Source organism: Paraburkholderia sp. BGA-UO-ETr-F21, from assembly GCF_059567925.1.
Map to the genome: position 1 here is coordinate 863726 of NZ_JCAQOY010000040.1, position 14517 is coordinate 878242.

12 protein-coding genes and 1 pseudogene are annotated in these 14517 nt (G+C 63.3%); 8 read left to right on the plus strand and 5 right to left on the minus strand.

What is annotated here, in order from left to right:
• Positions 1-332 precede the first annotated feature (332 nt).
• Positions 333-818 (plus strand): annotated as a pseudogene (locus AC57B1_RS36330) (hypothetical protein); the annotation flags it as partial.
• Between the two features lie 256 nt (positions 819-1074).
• Here AC57B1_RS36330 and AC57B1_RS36335 read toward each other — a convergent pair.
• On the minus strand, positions 1075-2049 hold the full coding sequence (locus AC57B1_RS36335; RefSeq protein ID WP_496420102.1) for a LysR family transcriptional regulator: 975 nt from the start codon (positions 2047-2049) through the stop codon (positions 1075-1077).
• Between the two features lie 136 nt (positions 2050-2185).
• On the opposite strand from AC57B1_RS36335, the gene AC57B1_RS36340 reads away from it, so the two are divergent.
• The 4 genes from AC57B1_RS36340 to AC57B1_RS36355 all read left to right on the plus strand — a co-directional run bounded on the left by AC57B1_RS36340 (position 2186) and on the right by AC57B1_RS36355 (position 6428).
• Positions 2186-3472 carry an MFS transporter gene (locus tag AC57B1_RS36340; protein WP_496420103.1) on the plus strand — a complete coding sequence of 429 codons (1287 nt, stop codon included), beginning with the start codon at positions 2186-2188 and terminating at the stop codon, positions 3470-3472.
• A 128-nt stretch (positions 3473-3600) separates the two neighbouring features.
• A complete protein-coding gene (locus tag AC57B1_RS36345; RefSeq protein WP_408479168.1) occupies positions 3601-4350 on the plus strand; it encodes a creatininase family protein in 750 nt (249 codons plus the stop codon).
• A gap of 12 nt (positions 4351-4362) precedes the next feature.
• On the plus strand, positions 4363-5886 hold the full coding sequence (locus AC57B1_RS36350) for a M81 family metallopeptidase (RefSeq protein WP_496420104.1): 1524 nt from the start codon (positions 4363-4365) through the stop codon (positions 5884-5886).
• Positions 5887-5963: 77 nt separating this feature from the next.
• A complete protein-coding gene (locus AC57B1_RS36355) occupies positions 5964-6428 on the plus strand; it encodes a RidA family protein (protein ID WP_496420105.1) in 465 nt (154 codons plus the stop codon).
• 168 nt (positions 6429-6596) lie between these two features.
• On the opposite strand, the gene AC57B1_RS36360 is transcribed toward AC57B1_RS36355, so the two are convergent.
• The 3 genes from AC57B1_RS36360 to AC57B1_RS36370 form a co-directional block, all read right to left on the minus strand.
• Positions 6597-7727: an acyl-CoA dehydrogenase family protein gene (locus tag AC57B1_RS36360; RefSeq protein WP_408347353.1), complete on the minus strand. Its 1131-nt coding sequence runs from the start codon at positions 7725-7727 to the stop codon at positions 6597-6599.
• 12 nt (positions 7728-7739) lie between these two features.
• Positions 7740-8948, minus strand: coding sequence for an acyl-CoA dehydrogenase family protein (locus AC57B1_RS36365; RefSeq protein ID WP_496420106.1), 1209 nt, complete (start codon positions 8946-8948; stop codon positions 7740-7742).
• 79 nt (positions 8949-9027) lie between these two features.
• On the minus strand, positions 9028-11148 hold the full coding sequence (locus AC57B1_RS36370) for a 3-hydroxyacyl-CoA dehydrogenase NAD-binding domain-containing protein (RefSeq protein ID WP_496420107.1): 2121 nt from the start codon (positions 11146-11148) through the stop codon (positions 9028-9030).
• A gap of 146 nt (positions 11149-11294) precedes the next feature.
• On the opposite strand from AC57B1_RS36370, the gene AC57B1_RS36375 reads away from it, so the two are divergent.
• Both AC57B1_RS36375 and AC57B1_RS36380 read left to right on the plus strand, forming a co-directional pair.
• Complete coding sequence (locus AC57B1_RS36375; protein WP_408347360.1) at positions 11295-12233, plus strand: LysR family transcriptional regulator; 939 nt, start codon at positions 11295-11297, stop codon at positions 12231-12233.
• Positions 12234-12394: 161 nt separating this feature from the next.
• Positions 12395-12586 (plus strand): hypothetical protein, encoded by a 192-nt coding sequence (locus tag AC57B1_RS36380; RefSeq protein ID WP_496420108.1) that lies wholly within the window; start codon positions 12395-12397, stop codon positions 12584-12586.
• A 40-nt stretch (positions 12587-12626) separates the two neighbouring features.
• Here the strand turns inward: AC57B1_RS36380 and AC57B1_RS36385 are convergent, their stop codons facing one another.
• A complete protein-coding gene (locus AC57B1_RS36385) occupies positions 12627-13529 on the minus strand; it encodes a LysR family transcriptional regulator (RefSeq protein ID WP_496420109.1) in 903 nt (300 codons plus the stop codon).
• 94 nt (positions 13530-13623) lie between these two features.
• On the opposite strand from AC57B1_RS36385, the gene AC57B1_RS36390 reads away from it, so the two are divergent.
• Positions 13624-14502 carry an alpha/beta fold hydrolase gene (locus AC57B1_RS36390; protein WP_496420110.1) on the plus strand — a complete coding sequence of 293 codons (879 nt, stop codon included), beginning with the start codon at positions 13624-13626 and terminating at the stop codon, positions 14500-14502.
• Positions 14503-14517 lie beyond the last annotated feature (15 nt).

The following is a 14517-nucleotide window of genomic DNA, read 5'->3' on the forward strand; positions in this document are numbered from 1 at the left end:
ATTAGACGACCCCGGACTGCCGCTGTGCTCCGCTTCATTTCCGCCTGACCGGCGGCGGTCTGTTTCTCCTTGCCGAGGATCCCATGACCGCTATCGCCAACGACACCGTCTCCAGTCTTGCCACGCCGAGCTTCGACGCTTCGTTTTCTACAGAAGATCAGTCCATCCAGCAGTTGGAGCAGCAAGTCGATGCGATGATCAATCAGGCGTTGCAGCAGAGTTCGTCGTCGGTGGGACAGAACGCGATGGCACAAAGTGCGTCGGGCACGCTCGCGAGCTACATGAACCAGAACGGCATCAAGTCGCTCGATCCAAACCAGCTTTATCAGCTGGCCAACAATCCGCCTGCGGGCACACCGCCCGAAGTGTCGTCTGCGGCGGCGTACATGTTACAGAACCCGGATGTCTACAAGCAGATCGAAACGCACGACGTGGCAGGTGCGGACGGCATTTCCGGCGTAGGCAACTTCGAGTGGGCGGCGCAGGGCGGGCTCGACAGCGAGCCCGCGCCGGGCGCAACCGATACGATGAATTCGATCTCCACCCAAGGCGCCGTGATGGGCGCGCAAAGCGCGGCCGGTGCGCTCGCGAGCTACATGAGCCAGAACGGCATCTCGTCGCTCGATCCGAACCAGCTTTATAAGCTGGCTAATAATCCGCCCGCCGGCACGCCGTCCGATGTGTCGGCCGCGGCTTCCTACATGCTGCAGAACCCGGATGTCTACAAGCAGATCGAGACGCACGACGTGTCCGGCGCCGACGGTGTTTCCGGCGTGGGCAACTTCCAGTGGGCCGCGCAAGGCGGTCTCGACCAGACGGTTTCCGGCAGCGGTTCGTTCAACCTGCCCAACCTGAGCACGGATCTGGCGCTGAACTCGCCCAATCTGAATTTTCAGCAGACGCTGTCCGTCTGATCGCGCGAGGGTGTGGCGGCTCTCCGGTTGCAACTCGCCGAATCAATCCGGACAAGAGGGGCAACGCCAGCGCGCACTGCTCGGGATATGCCTGTCCAGCTTGCCCGGACATCGCTGTTCCGTCTGGTGCGAACAGGCATGCCGCTCACTCGTGTGCGTGCTAGCGCGCCGCGCCACGACGGCGTGGCCGGCCGCTAGCCGTCCGGCCACGGCCGGCGTCGTCCGGCTCCGCAAACATCGTCATGCGCTGCAGGATCCAGTTGAGCAACTCATGGGCAGCCGCCACGAGTGGGCGGCCGGATTTGACGAGTAGTCGCGCCTTGATGCCGCGAAACAATGGATGGTCGATGGGTACGACGGCCAGGTCGCCCGCCGCGATCTCGCGATACGCAGCGAATTCTCCCACGAGCGTGATGAAGTTATCAGAAGCGACGATGCGCTTGAGCGCGGTCAGCGAATTCGTGGTGAGGGCAGGGCGAATCTCGATGTTCTCGGCAAACTCCAGCATCTTGGCCGCGTGGCCAATTCCGAAGTTGCCCGGCATCAACGCGAGGGGATAAGCGAGCAGGTCTTCGACGCTTGCCGGCGTGCCTCGCAGTGCCAGCGGATGCTCCGATCGAACCAGCAAGACGATGGGCTGCGAGGAACTGGCGCGATATTCAATCCGCGCATGGGGCGGCGGATTGTAAGCCAGCCCGATATGGGCGCGGCTCTCGGCCACTTCGGCCAACACGTCGTCGACCGGCAGCATATCCACGCCAATGTCCAGCTTGGGATAGTGCGCACAGAACGGGGTGATCACCTCGTCGATCAGCGCGTCGACATAGCCTTCGCTGATGGCCAGTTGCACATGGCCTTGCTGTAGCCCCTTCATCGCATGAAGCTGGTCCTCCAGTTTCTCCTGCTGCGACCGATACCCTCTCCAGAATTCGAGCAGATGCGCCGCCGCCTCGGTGGGCGTCACGCCGCGCGCCTGGCGCTCGAATAGCGTGGCGCCGAGTTCGTCCTCCAGCAGCTTGATCTGCCGCGTAATGACGGAGGGCGACGTGTTCAGGCTATCCGCCGCCCCGCGAATCGTGCCGTGAGTCAACACCTCATAAAAATAGCGCAGGCGCTGCTGATTGATTTCCCTCATGCCGGTCTCCCGTCGACGCTGTCGTTGCTCTGTAGGCAACGATACGTGAACTTAGTTGCTGTTGCTAGTCCGGCTCGGAGTCGCCACCATGCGCATACAGGATGAACTGAACAAGACGTTCGACATGGAGGCTGGCATGGCAACAATTCAACCCGCGGCGACCCGCTGGAACGACGTTCCCGCGCTCTATGCCAGGCTCAACTTCAGGCTGCTGCCGTTTCTTCTGCTTTGTTATCTGTTCGCTTATCTGGATCGGGTGAACGTGGGCTTCGCCAAGTTGCAGATGCAAAGCGACCTGGGCTTTTCCGATGCCGCTTACGGCGTTGGCGCCGGCATCTTCTTTCTGGGCTACGTGCTGTTCGAACTGCCGAGCAACCTGATGCTGCCGAAAATCGGCGCACGTAAAACCTTCTTCCGCATCCTCGTGCTGTGGGGCATTACCTCGGCATGCATGCTGTTTGTGCGCAACGTGCAGATGTTCTACGGAATGCGCTTTCTGCTCGGCATCTTCGAGGCGGGGTTTGCGCCGGGCATGATCTTTTATCTTTCGCGCTGGTACGGTCCCTCACGTATGGCCCGCGCAATCGCGATCGTGTTTCTCGCCGGCCCGATCGGCGGCATTGTGGGCGGCCCGCTCTCCGCGTGGCTGATGACGAGCCTCGCCGGCAAAGCGGGTCTCGCCGGCTGGCAGTGGATGTTCCTCGTGGAAGGTCTGCCGTGCATCGTGCTGGGCGTGCTCACGCTGTTCGTGCTGTCGGATCGGCCCGCCGAGGCCAACTGGCTGAACGATGACGAGAAGCGCCTGCTCGAATCCGAACTCGTAGCCGTGCCCGCTGGAGACCATTCGTTCAAGGCTGTTCTGCGCAGCCCGAGGATTTATCTGCTGGCTTGCGCGTACTTTTGCATCATCGCGTCGATCTACGCCATGAGTTTCTGGTTGCCGACCATCGTGAAGTCGCAAGGTGTCGACGATACGATCCGGCTCGGCTGGTATGCGGCGATTCCCTACGTCGGGGCCGCGTTCGGCATGTACCTGATCGGCCGCCGTTCGGATGCGCGTCGCGAACGGCGTTATCACAGCTCCGTGCCGGCGTTGCTCGCCGCCATCTTGCTTTCGTTGTCCGTCTTGACCGACGGCCATCTCGTCGCCACGCTCGTTCTGCTGACATTCGCCATAACCATGCTGTGGATGGCGTACACGGTGTTCTGGGCGATCCCATCCGAATTTATCAAGGGCGACGCGGCCGCGGGTGGCATTGCCCTGATCAATACGATCGGCCTGTCTGGTGGATTCTGGGGACCCGCGATCATCGGCTGGGCCAAGACGGCGACCGGCAACCTCCATCTTGGACTCCTGATCGTCGCCGGTCTGGCGCTATGCGGCGCCGTGCTGCTCGTCGCGAACAGGCTGCCTTCAGAATAACGGGCGGGGCGGGTCCAGCTCCGGATAAGGATGCTCGTTGACGGTTATCCGCAGGTGTCGTCGATGAGCCGCAGTCAACCCTATTGCGCCGCGTTTCCTGCGGGTAGCGGCGAAAGCGAGAACTTCAAATGCTTTTGTACCAGTCAACATGGGTCGAAGTCGGGCAGTACCTCGAACGAAGCCGTTCGATCGTCGTGCCGATCGGCTCGAACGAGCAGCACGGTCCCACGGGTCTTTTGGGCACGGACTGGCTGTGCCCGGAAATCATCGCGCACGAAGCCGAGAAGAGCGCTGACATCCTGATTGCGCCGACCTTCAACATCGGTATGGCGCAGCATCACCTGGGCTTTCCGGGGACCATCTCGCTGCGGCCCTCGACTTTCATGGCCGCGATCGGCGACTGGACGCGCTCGCTCGCGGGTCACGGCTTCGAGAAGATCCTGTTTCTGAACGGCCATGGCGGCAACGTCGCGTCGATCGAAGCCGCTTTCTCCGAGATCTATGCTGAGGCCAGTTTCGCTAAACGCCGCGCGGGGTTCGCGCTGAAGCTGTGCAACTGGTGGGATCTGGAAGGCGTCGGCGAACTGGCGCGAGAGCAGTTTCCCGAAGGGCATGGCATCCATGCCACGCCCTCCGAAATCGCCATTACGCAATGGGCGCTTCCCGAGTCGATCAAGACGGCCAGCTACTCGCCAAAGATCGCACCATCGGGACCGATTCGCGAGGCGCTCGAATTCCGCGCGCGCTATTCCGATGGACGGATGGGCTCCGATCCGGGGCTCGCCTCTCCGGAAAAGGGCGGCGCGCTGGTCAAGCTCGCCGCACAAAGCCTGATCCGCGAGATGGATGCGTTCAGCCGCGAAAGCGTACCGGACTGACAGCTTGCGCTAATGAAGATCCTGATTGCCGGTTTTCAGCACGAAACCAATACGTTCGCGCCCACCCGCGCCGGCTGGGAAAATTTTCTGCAAGGCGAGGGCTTTCCCGCGCTCGCGCGCGGTGCCGGCGTACTGGATCTGCGTGGCGTCAACGTTCCGGTCGCCGGCTTCATCCGGCACGCCGAGGCCGCCGGACACGAGTTGGTCCCGGTGATCTGGGCAGGCGCGAGTGCGTCGGCCCATGTGACGCGAGACGCTTATGAACGGATCGCGGGCAGCATTTTGCTGGCCGTCGAGACCGAGACATTCGACGCCATTTATCTCGACCTGCATGGCGCCATGGTCGCCGAGCACACCGACGACGGCGAAGGCGAACTGCTGGAGCGCATCCGGTTAGCTGTCGGCGCTCGCGTTCCGGTCGTCGCCACGCTGGATCTGCACGCGAACGTGACCCAGCGAATGCTGAACTACGCCAACGCCCTTGTCGGCTATCGGACCTATCCGCATGTCGACATGGCACAAACAGGGGAGCGCGCGGCGCGCATTCTCGACGATCTGTTGACCAATGGGCGACCGCTCAAGCGGGCGGCGCGGCGCATTCCGTTTCTGATTCCCATCAACGCGATGTGCACGCTCGTCGAACCCGCACGCGGCGTGTATGAACTCATGACCTTGCTCGAACGCGACACGATTGCTTCGCTATCCTTCGCACCGGGGTTCCCGGCGGCCGACTTTCCGGAGTGCGGGCCGATGATCTGGGGCTACGGAAATGACGAAGCAGCGTTGACGGCGGCTATCGACACCTTGTTCGAACGCATCGCCGCGCACGAAGCGTTGTGGGCGGTTCGCTTCCTCACGCCGGACCAGGCGGTGATCGACGCCATGCAGCGCAGCCGCAGCGCACGGCGGCCCGTGATCATTGCCGATACACAGGACAACCCGGGAGCAGGGGGCGATTCGAACACGATGTTCATGGCGCGCGCGCTGTTGCGCCACGGCGCGGCCGATGCCGCGCTCGGCATGATCTGGGACGCACCGGCGGCAGCCGCAGCCCATCGGGCAGGCGTGGGCGCGACGCTCGAACTCGCGTTGGGAGGCCGGTCGGGCGTGCCCGGAGACGAACCGCTGGCAGCAAGGTTTTACGTCGAACATGTTTCGGACGGACATTTCCGCTTTGACGGACCGATGATGAACGGAATGCCGGGCGATCTTGGGCCTGTGGCGTGCCTTCGCATCGACGGAGTGAGGATAGCGGTGAGTTCGATCAAGACGCAGATGTTCGAGCAGAACCTGTATCGCGCGGCGGGGATCGAGCCGTCACGAATGAAGATTCTAGTCAACAAGAGTTCAGTGCACTTCCGCGCGGACTTTCAGGCGATTGCCGACACGATCCTCGTCGCCAAAGCACCCGGTCCCATGGCCGCCGATCCTTCCGATCTGCCGTGGCGGCGACTCGATCCGCGAATTCGTGTGAGTCCGAACGGGAAGTCGCTGGGCGAGCTCGGCGCGATGGTGTTCGATTCGACCGCGTTGTAGGCATCGCGTCAGCGTGGTTTCATTGCCCGAAGCCAAAGCATTTCATCTTGATCACCCCACTATTTAAGGAGCATGTCATGGTCCAACAGGACGTTTACGCCAGACTCAAGGAACTCGGCATCGAGTTGCCGCTTGCCGGCGCACCCGCGGCCGCCTACGTGATGAGTGCGCAAAGCGGCAATATGATCTTTCTGTCCGGCCATATCGCGAAGAAGGACGGCAAAGTGTGGTCAGGTAAGTTCGGCAGCAACCTGACAACGGAAGAAGGGCGCATCGCCGCGCGCTCGATCGCCATCGATCTGCTCGCGACGCTGCACGCGCACGTGGGCGACCTTAATCGCGTGACGCGGATCGTCAAGCTGATGAGTCTTGTCAATTCAACGCCGGACTTCGTCGAGCAACATCTGGTGACGAATGGTGCGTCGGAATTGCTGGCGGAGGTATTTGGCGAGCGCGGCAAGCATGCGCGCTCGGCCTTCGGCGTGGCGCAGATTCCGTTGGGCGCGTGTGTGGAACTTGAGATGAACGTCGAGATAGGTTAACGACGTCGCTGGTCACAGCCGCGCCTGCGCAGTCCCGGCAGACCTCGGTAGTCGTCAGAATCGCCATGGCGCCATGGAGGCGCGATCGCGATGCGGTCAGAAGAAGGCGGCGCTGCATTCACCGTCAGTCTGCGCGCGCCGCCGATCGCGATTCCCCACACGTCCCACCTATTCCCGCCCCAGTGCGACAAACCGTTCGAGATGGTGATCTTCATCGCCGAGTTGATGATCGATCATCACGAGACGCTTTGCATAATGAGCGAGCGGCAGTTCCCACGTCATGCCGATTCCGCCGTGCAACTGAATGCATTCCTCCGCCACGCGCGTGCCGATTCGCCCGATGCTGTACTTGGCCGCCGACACCGCGCGCTCCCGCTGCCGGCGTTCGGCGCCGAGCGCCGCGGCCGCGTTGATCACCGCCGAGCGCGCCTGTTCGATCTCGAGCAGGAGATCGGCCATGCGATGCTGCAGTGCCTGAAAGCTGCCGATCGGCACGCCGAACTGCTTGCGCGTGCGCAGATACTCTAGCGTGTAGTCTTTAGCGACATCCATCGCGCCGACCGCTTCGGAACACAAGGCCAGCACACCGCAGCCAACCGCGTACTCGAGCGGTGCAAAGCCCGCGCCCGCGGTGCCGAGCAATGCGTCGTCGTTGAGCGTGACGTTGTCGAAGGTCACTTCGGCCGCGCGCCCGCCGTCGATCCTGGGATAGCCACGCACACTGAGGCCGGCCGCATCGCGCGGTACGAGAAAGAGCGACACGCCGGCTTCGTCGTCGTCATCACCGCTCGTGCGTGCCGAGACCAGAAAGAGCGAAGCATGCTCGCCGTGCTGCACGACCGCTTTCGCGCCGTTCAGTTGCCACGCGTCGCCGCTGCGCTGCGCGCGCGTCGTCACGCGGGCCAGTTCGTAGTGGCTGTCCGGCTCGCCGTGCGCGAGCGCAACGATTCGCGAGCCGTCGATCAAGTCACCGAGCGCAGCCTTCTGCGCCACGTCGCCGCTGCGCGCAATCGCGCGGCCGACAATCAGCGTATCCAGAAACGGTTCGACCACGAGGCCGCGGCCGAGGCTCTCGAACACCACGGCGATATCGAAACCGCCGCCGCCAAAACCGCCGTCCGCTTCATCGAACAATGCGCCGATCACCCCGAGTTCGGCAAAGCGGCTCCATAACTCGCTGCTATAGCCTTGCGCCGAACGCGCGATCCGGTCGCGCGTCTCAAAGCCGTATTGCTCGCTGACAAACCGATTGAGCGTGTCCGCCAGCATGCGGCGGTCTTCGGTATGCTGGAAATTCATGACGTGCGCCCCTTACAGTCCCAGGATCATTTTGGAAATGATGTTCTTCTGGATTTCGTTCGAGCCGCCGAAGATCGACAGCTTGCGATTGTTGAAATACAGCGAGGCGGCGCTCGCGGCTTCGTCGGGGCCGACCGGCGTGCCTTCGAAACCGTCCTGCAAGGCTTCCTCGACGAACGGCTGCGCATAAGGACCCATGGCGCGGCGCGTGAGCGACGAGATTTCCTGGCGAATCTCGGTGCCGCGAATCTTCAGCATCGAGCTTTCGGCACCGGGCACGCCGCCGCCGGCCACCGCCGCGATCACGCGCAGGTTGGTGGTCTTCATGTTCTCCAGATCGATTTCGACTCGCGCCATGCGCGCGGCGAACGCGGGGTCTTCCGCGAGCGGCCTGCCGTTGCGCCGCTGTTTCGCGGCGATCTTGCGCAGCCGGTTGAAGGCGGCCACCGAGAAGCCGACGCCCGCGATATTGGTGCGTTCATATGTGAGCAGGTACTTGGCGTAAGTCCAGCCTTTGTTCTCTTCGCCGACCAGGTTTTCGACCGGCACGCGCACGTCGGTGAAAAACACTTCGTTGACTTCGTGATCACCGTCGAGCGTTATGATCGGGCGCACTTCGACACCCGGCGTGTTCATGTCGATCAGCAGAAAACTGATGCCTTCCTGTTTGCGCACGTCGGTGGCGCTGCGCACGAGGCAGAAGATCATGTTCGCGTAGTGGCCGAGCGTGGTCCACGTTTTCTGGCCGTTGACGATGTAGTGCTCGCCTTGCGCATCCGTGCCGCGCACCGCGCTGGTTTTGACCGAGGCGAGATCGGAGCCGGCGCCCGGTTCCGAGTAGCCCTGGCACCACCAGTCCGAGCCGTCGAGAATGCGCGGCAGCCAATGGCGTTTTTGCGCTTCGCTGCCGTATTTGATCAGCACCGGGCCGAGCATGTTGACGCCGAACGGCACCACGCGCGGCGCGCCGGCCAGCGCGCATTCGTTTTCGAAGATGAATTTTTGCACCGGGTTCCAACCCGGGCCGCCGTACTCTTTGGGCCAGTGATTCGCGAGCCAGCCTTGCGCGTTGAGAATGGCGTGCCACGCGGCCATGTCATCGCGCGTGAGACGGCGGCCGCCGTGCACCTTGGCGGCGAGACGCTGCGGGAGTTTGTCGCGCAAGAAGGCCTGCACGTCGGCGCGGAAGGCTTCTTCCTCGGGAGTGAAGTTCAGATCCATGGCGGGTCGTTCTGAAGAGGGTTGACCGACCGGCGTGGACAATGCAACGCCGGTCGATTCGTATCGATGATGCGCCGGCTCAGGCGGTCTGATTCAGGCTCGCGAAATCCGCGCCGCGCTCCACCAGTTCGACCAGCAGCGGCGAGGCTTTCCAGAACAGCGGGTCTTCCTTGGCGAACTCGCGGATGTCGGCGAGGATCTTCGGCAGGCCGACCGTATCCGCGTATTTCATCGGGCCGCCGCGATAGCGCGGAAAGCCGTAGCCATACAGGAAGGTCACATCGACATCCAGAGGCCGCAGCGCGATCCGCTCATGCACGACGTTGGCGCCTTCGTTGATCATTGCGGCCATATAGCGGCGGATGATTTCGTCGTCGGTAAAACTGCGCGGCGTGATGCCGGCGCGTGCGCGTTCGGCGTCGATAATCGCTTCGACTTCGGGATCAGGCGTGCCGCTGCGTGAACCTTCGGAATACAGATAAAAACCGCGTCCGGTTTTCTGGCCGAACCAGCCGCGCTCGCACAGGCGATCGGCGATCTGCACATAACGTGCTGCGGGATTGCGCGTAGCCGCGCGCCGCTTGCGTGCCGCCCACCCGATGTCGCCGCCCGCGAGATCCACCACCTGGAACGGTCCCATCGGAAAGCCGAACGCGCGCACGGCCGCATCGATCTGATAGGGCGAGGCGCCGTCTTCCATCATGGCGTCCGCGGCGCTGCGATACACGGCCAGCACCCGGTTGCCGATAAAGCCATCGCATACGCCGGCGCGCACCGGTGTCTTGCGCAACTTCCTGGCGAGTTCGAACGCGGTGGCGACCACGTCCGCGCTGACCTGTTTCGGCACCACCACTTCCAGCAGCTTCATGATGTTGGCGGGGGAGAAGAAGTGCAGGCCGATCACGTCGGCGGGGCGCGAAATGCTCGCGGCCAGGGCGTCGATGTCGAGATACGACGTGTTGGTCGCGAGCACGGCGCCTGCTTTGCACACGCGATCGAGTTCGGCGAACACGGCCTGTTTGACGGCGAGGTCTTCGAAGACGGCTTCGATCACGAGATCCGCGTCGGCGAGCGCATCGTACGACGTGCTGCCGCTCCAGCGCGTCATGACCGCAGCCTTCTTTTCCGCGCTCATGCGGCCTTTGCCGATCAGGCCGTCATAGACTTTTTCGATGTGCGCGCGGCCACGCGCAAGCGACGCGTCATCGCGTTCGATCATCGTCACCGGCAGTCCGGCGTCGAGCACAGCGACGGCGATGCCCGCGCCCATCGTGCCGCCGCCCACCACGCCGATCGTGTTCAGCGCGCGCGGTTTGGCCTCGCGCGTTTCGGGCGCCTTGAGCACTTCGCGCTCGGCAAAGAACGCGTGAATCAGGCCGGCACGTTGCGGGCTGTCGATGCATTCGAGGAACAGTTTGCGTTCGAGTCGCAGTCCTTCGTCGAAAGGCTGTTCGACGGCGGCTTCGACGGCCTCGACGATTTTCAGCGGCGAGAACAGGCCGCGCGATTTCTTCGCGGTTTCCGCGCGCGCGGCGGCAACCGCGGCGAGGCTCGCGGCACGGTCGCCGAGCGCCGCGGCGTCGCGCGTGCGGCGCACCGGCGCGTGGGCGGCCAGCAACTCGTGCACATAGGCAAGCCCTTCGGCGAGGATGTCGTCGCTGCTGCCGAGGCGGTCGATCAGACCGAGCGCCAGCGCTTCCTTCGCGCTGGCGTGGCGGCCGCTCAGGATCAGATCGAGCGCGGCCTGGGCGCCGATCAGGCGCGGCGTGCGCTGCGTGCCGCCCGCGCCCGGCAGCAGGCCGAGTTGCACCTCAGGCAGGCCGAGCTTCGCGCCCTCGACGGCAATCCGGTAATGCGCCGCGAGCGCCACTTCCAGACCACCGCCGAGCGCCGCGCCATGAATCGCCGCGACCACCGGCTTCGTGCATGCCTCGATGCGGTTGCACACGTCCGGGAGCGTGGGCGGCACCGGCGGCTTGCCGAACTCGCGAATGTCCGCGCCGGCGATGAAATTGCGCCCCGCGCCGACGATCAACACGGCTTCCACGGCCTGATCGGCGTCGGCGGCTTCGACGGCGGCGAGCAGGCCACGCCGCACGTCGGCTGACAGCGCGTTGACCGGCGGATGGTCGATCGTCACGAGCAGCACCTTGCCGCGCAATTCGCGCGTCACAACGTCGGCCGAAGGGTTGAGGGTCATGATGTCGTCTCCTGACTGGTTATCGGTTGCACGCGGGAAAGCATGCCGGGTCTGGCGAATTCTCTGATTGTGGGTTGGTCAAGGTTTATTGACAATCACATGGGCGGTTGACAGACTGTCAAATTTATTTTGACAAAGGTGCCGTCATGGACGTCAATTCCCTGACCTTGCTGGTAGACATTCTGGACGCCGGCAATCTCAGCGAAGCCGCGCGCCGGCTGAAAATGAGCCGCGCGAACGTGAGCTATCACCTGAACCAGCTGGAGCGTTCTGTCGGCCTGCAACTGGTGAGACGCACCACGCGCCGGGTCGAGCCGACCGAGATCGGCTTGCAGCTCTACGAGCACGGCCGCACGATCCAGAATGCGCTGCTCGCCGCGCGCGAATCCGTCGCCACGCTCGGACAAAGCCTGCAGGGCCGCGTACGGTTGAGCGTGCCGAGCGGTTACGGGCAACTCGTCATGTCGGAGTGGCTGATTGCGTTCAAGCGGCTTTATCCCGGCATCGTGCTCGACGTGATGTTCGAGAACCGCGTTGAAGACCTGATGCGCGACGAAGTCGATATCGCCGTGCGCGTGATGTCCGAGCCGCCGCAAAACCTGGTCGCGCGCGACATGGGGCCGGTCAGATACGTGGCGTGTGCGTCGCCGGCCTTTGCTGAAACGCATGGGATGCCGAAGCAACTCGACGATCTGCGCACGGCGCCGCTGATTACAGCGGCCGTGGTCGGCAGGCAGTTGCGCGTGGCCGCTTACTTGCGCGACGAGCGGCACGAAGTGCTGTTGGAGCCGACCCTCATCTCCGAGAACTTTCTGTTCCTGCGCGAGGCGGTGCTCGCCGGACTGGGCGTGGGCCTCGTGCCGGATTACGTGGTGCAGGACGACCTGCGCCGTGGCGAGATATTGACCGCGCTCGACGAATGGCGCTTGAGCATCTTCGGCACGCACATGTACATGCTGTATATGCCGAACCGGCATCACACGCGCGCGGCCGCGACGTTCATCGATTTCATCTTGCAGCAGGCACATGGGGCGGGGAGAGGGTTGCCCGTGTCTTCGGCTACAGGGAGCGACGCGGCTGAATAATGCGTGACGTCATAGAGAAACTGCGGATTTATCTTGAGCGGCGCACAGGTATGCTTAACGGAACAGCGGGAACAGCGGGAACAGCGGGAACAGCGGGAACAGCGGGAACAGCGGGAACAGCGGTGCTCACCTGATAAAAACCGTGGCAATGGAGACCTGACATGAAATGGATCATCGGACTTGCAGCCGTGCTTGCACTCGCCGTGGCCGTGCTGATGATCTCCCGCTTGCCCAGTGAAGACGCGATTCGCCTCGCCGGCTACGCGGCGACCGCCGCTTTTGCCGCGCTCGTCGGGTTTGTGCTGCGCTGGCGTGCCAACCGGGCGCAACAGCGGAACAAGCGAACCGGGTAACGCGCACTTCGTCGATTCACCCGATTCGGCCGATGACTCGCTACATGCGCCGAACGCTCTCGCGCAATTCGTCGCCGAGAAAGTCGATAAACGTTCTCAGCTTGGCCGACAGGCGGTGCCGCTCCAGATAGATGGCGTGAATGTCCGCGCTCGGCAGCTTCCACTCGGTGAGGAGCGGCACCAGTTCGCCGCGCTGCAAATGACCGGCGACTTCCCACGCCGAGCGCACGGCGATGCCGCGGCCGTCGAGCGCCCACTTGAGGACCGCGCTGCCGTCGTTGCTGCTCAACGGCCCGTCCACCTTCACCGTCTCCGATTTCTTGCCGCGCGAGAAATGCCACGTGCCATACGCCGATTCGTTCTCGCGCAAGACGAGGCACGCATGGCGCGTGAGATCGTGCGGCATTGCCGGCACACCGTGGCGCTTCAGATAAACCGGCGCCGCGCACACGAGGCGCTGGTTTTCCAGCAGCAAACGCGCATTGATGCGCGCGTCCGGCACTTCGCCGAAGCGGATGCCGAGGTCGAAGCCTTCTTCCTGCAGGCTGACCGGTCTGTCGGACAGATGCAATTGAATCTTCATCGACGGGAAACGCTCGCTGAAACGCGAGATCGCCGGGGCGACGTGCGCGCGACCGAACCCGAACGACGCGTTCACTCGCAACAGCCCGGCCGGTTCGGCGCGGCTCTGGGTGACCAGTTGTTCGAGTTCGGCGAGGTCGTCGAGAATGCGCGAGCCGTTCGCGAGATAGATTTCGCCCTCCGCCGTCAGACTGACGCGCCGCGTGGTGCGGTTCACGAGCCGCACGCCGAGGCGCTGCTCGAGTTGCGCAAGGCGCTTGCTGATCGACGGCGGCGTGACGCCGAGCTCGCGGGCAGCCGCAGCCAGATTGCGGTGACGTGCGACCAGCGCGAACAGATTCAGGTCGGAAAAGCCGTCCATCGATTCGTTCCTAAAAGTTAATTCCGGATTGCCTTAAGAGAAACCCTATCGTTGTAGGCATCAATTAGACTTCATTCAAACATGGGAGGCAACGATGTTTGAAGATTTCACGGATGCTTCGACGCAGATCGACGGAATCCGCATCAACGCGGTCCGCGGCGGCACGGGGCCGGCTTTGCTGCTGTTGCACGGGCATCCGCAGACTCACGCGATCTGGCACAAGGTTGCGCCGACGCTGGCGCGGCACTTCACGGTGATCGCCGCCGATTTGCGCGGTTATGGCGACAGCGGCAAACCGCAAGGCAGCCATGACCACGCGAATTATTCGAAGCGCAGGATGGCCGCCGATCAGGTCGCGCTGATGGGCGAGCAGGGTTTCAGCCGCTTCGCCGTGATCGGCCACGACCGTGGCGGGCGCGTCGCGGCTCGCATGGCGCTCGATCACCCGCGCACGGTGACGCGACTCGTGACACTCGATGTCGCGCCGACCCTTGCGATGTACGAACAAACCTCGTTCGACTTCGCGCGCGCTTACTGGCACTGGTTCTTTCTCGTGCGGCCCGCGCCGTTTCCCGAGACGCTGATTCGCGCGGACCCCGATCTCTACCTGAAGCAGACCATCGGCGCGCGCAGCGCCGGACTCGCTCCGTTTACGGATGCGGCCTACGCCGAGTATCTGCGCTGCCTGAGCGACCCCGCCACCGCACACGGTATCTGCGAGGACTACCGCGCGAGCATCACAATCGACCTCGAACATGACCGCGCATCGCTCGCTGAAGGGCAAAAGATCGAATGCGATCTGCTGGCGTTGTGGGGCGCCCATGGCGTGATCGAACAATGCTTCGAGCCGCTCGCCGAATGGCGGCAATGGTCGGCTCACGTAAGCGGTGAAGCACTGCCTTGCGGTCACTACATTCCCGAGGAAGCGCCCGAGTTGCTGCTCGAACGCGTTCTTCCGTTCCTGCAAGCCTAGCCGTTCGAGCATTCA

What these genes read in the sequence shown, in the direction of transcription:
- AC57B1_RS36335 (WP_496420102.1), bottom strand. Translation starts at nt 2,049, where the DNA reads ATGAGGGAAATCAATCAGCAGCGCCTGCGCTATTTTTATGAGGTGTTG.
- AC57B1_RS36340 (WP_496420103.1), top strand. Translation starts at nt 2,186, where the DNA reads ATGGCAACAATTCAACCCGCGGCGACCCGCTGGAACGACGTTCCCGCG.
- AC57B1_RS36345 (WP_408479168.1), top strand. Translation starts at nt 3,601, where the DNA reads ATGCTTTTGTACCAGTCAACATGGGTCGAAGTCGGGCAGTACCTCGAA.
- AC57B1_RS36350 (WP_496420104.1), top strand. Translation starts at nt 4,363, where the DNA reads ATGAAGATCCTGATTGCCGGTTTTCAGCACGAAACCAATACGTTCGCG.
- AC57B1_RS36355 (WP_496420105.1), top strand. Translation starts at nt 5,964, where the DNA reads ATGGTCCAACAGGACGTTTACGCCAGACTCAAGGAACTCGGCATCGAG.
- AC57B1_RS36360 (WP_408347353.1), bottom strand. Translation starts at nt 7,727, where the DNA reads ATGAATTTCCAGCATACCGAAGACCGCCGCATGCTGGCGGACACGCTC.
- AC57B1_RS36365 (WP_496420106.1), bottom strand. Translation starts at nt 8,948, where the DNA reads ATGGATCTGAACTTCACTCCCGAGGAAGAAGCCTTCCGCGCCGACGTG.
- AC57B1_RS36370 (WP_496420107.1), bottom strand. Translation starts at nt 11,148, where the DNA reads ATGACCCTCAACCCTTCGGCCGACGTTGTGACGCGCGAATTGCGCGGC.
- AC57B1_RS36375 (WP_408347360.1), top strand. Translation starts at nt 11,295, where the DNA reads ATGGACGTCAATTCCCTGACCTTGCTGGTAGACATTCTGGACGCCGGC.
- AC57B1_RS36380 (WP_496420108.1), top strand. Translation starts at nt 12,395, where the DNA reads ATGAAATGGATCATCGGACTTGCAGCCGTGCTTGCACTCGCCGTGGCC.
- AC57B1_RS36385 (WP_496420109.1), bottom strand. Translation starts at nt 13,529, where the DNA reads ATGGACGGCTTTTCCGACCTGAATCTGTTCGCGCTGGTCGCACGTCAC.
- AC57B1_RS36390 (WP_496420110.1), top strand. Translation starts at nt 13,624, where the DNA reads ATGTTTGAAGATTTCACGGATGCTTCGACGCAGATCGACGGAATCCGC.